The following is a 1,449-nucleotide window of genomic DNA, read 5'->3' as shown; positions in this document are numbered from 1 at the left end:
GAGCTGCAACGCACCGGCATGACAGTGGAGGAGGTCAGGTGGGAAGCTGCAAAGTACGCACCAGGGATTGTCCGAGGGCCCGCTGAAAATCCTTCAGGCGCTCGCTTGCCGCGGAGTCGTCTCCCGCATTAAATGCCTCCATCGTGGCGAGTGGGGCGGCTAGCGCAGAGTTGTTCGCGACCAGCATCTCCTGGGCCGCGACACGAACGAGCAGATCTCGGCACAGCTGGCGGCCTTGCGGGGTCAATCCCTTGAACAGCACGACTGCGATGCCATTGGCTTCGATCCGGACGAAGCGGATGTGCTCGTCGTAGACATGGAACCGAGGATGGAAGGAGTCGCTGAACGCTTGCGGCAAGGGATGGCGCTTGACGGAGGGATCGAACCCGCCCCATTTGTTGTCCGTCTTCAGGGAGTTACAGTCCGTGCAGGCCACGGCAAGGTTCCAGAAATGCAGGGAGAATTGCTTGTAGTGACTCTTCGGCAAGATGTGGTCGATAGGCCTCGCATAGGCGGTGTTCACCAACCAGCGCCTGCAATAGCAGCAGCGATTTGACTGCTGCGCCACGAGGAACTCGCGCAGAGCTTTCGTCAGGTGTGCTCCTTCGATTCGGGACTTCCCGTGCTTCTCGTCGACCTTGGCCAGACGCGACCAGCCGTCTACCTTTCCCCGGCGTGCTTCCCGGGCAAGGGAGAAGACCAATTGAAGCGCCTTGGCACGACAGCGCTTCACATGGTGCGGGCGTTCCGAGTAGCGCTGGAATTCTTCGCGCAAGGACGCCCTAAGGCGCTGAATGTTTGTCATGCTCCTAAGCTGAGCAGCTCGACGATGGCCGCCCGCGCCTTGGCGATCAGGTCGAGGTCGTGCCGGCCGGATGTCGTGTCAGCCACCTTTAGGCTTTCGAGCTTCTTGCGAAGCACGTCCAGCTCGTGGAGTTGCGTATTGCCTGCCCCTTCTTCCGCTCCCGCTTGCTCGTCAAGGTCGCTGATCGCCCGCGCTACGATTTCGGCGCAGCGCTCGTGGATTTGCCGTGTGTTGTCGGTGTAGGTGTTGAAGCCTTCGAAGAGAGTCGCCTCGACGGACCGCAGTTCCCGCGGTTCGAGGGCACGCAGCCTGCCCCTGCTGACCGAGAAGCAGAGGTCGTGGCTGTCCTGCGCGGCGGCAATGACCACCGGTGAGTGCGTGGCGACCACGAACTTGCAGTCCATATGCCGCGCAATGATGGAGAGCACGGCCGGAATCTGGCGCTGCCAACCCACATGAAGGCTGATCTCTGGCTCGTCCACGAGGACCGTGGCGCCAGTCTGGACTGCGGCGAGCACTCTGATGATGAGCGTAAGCGCCTGTTGTTCACCAGAGCTCAGTTCGTCGAGGGCGACGATCGTGCCGACTGGCTGCCGGTTGCCGTCTGAGTCGACGGATGCGTGGTGGCGCATCAAACCCAGCTT

At 61.6% G+C, this 1,449-nt stretch carries 2 protein-coding genes; both read right to left on the bottom strand.

What is annotated here, in order from left to right:
- Positions 1–34 precede the first annotated feature (34 nt).
- A complete protein-coding gene (locus AC1DXV_RS34560) occupies positions 35–805 on the bottom strand; it encodes an HNH endonuclease (RefSeq protein WP_477870706.1) in 771 nt (256 codons plus the stop codon).
- On the bottom strand, positions 802–1,449 hold a 648-nt coding region (locus AC1DXV_RS34555; protein WP_477938040.1), incomplete at its 5' end, for an AAA family ATPase. The genes AC1DXV_RS34560 and AC1DXV_RS34555, both read right to left, overlap by 4 nt.

It is taken from the genome of Rhizobacter sp. P3_C12, from assembly GCF_056402735.1.
The sequence above is the reverse complement of the archived record's forward strand: the minus strand, read 5'-3'. Positions and strand labels throughout refer to the sequence as shown.

Excerpts from the sequence above, each read along its gene's own strand:
- AC1DXV_RS34560 (WP_477870706.1), bottom strand. The coding sequence starts at position 805 with ATGACAAACATTCAGCGCCTTAGGGCGTCCTTGCGCGAAGAATTCCAG.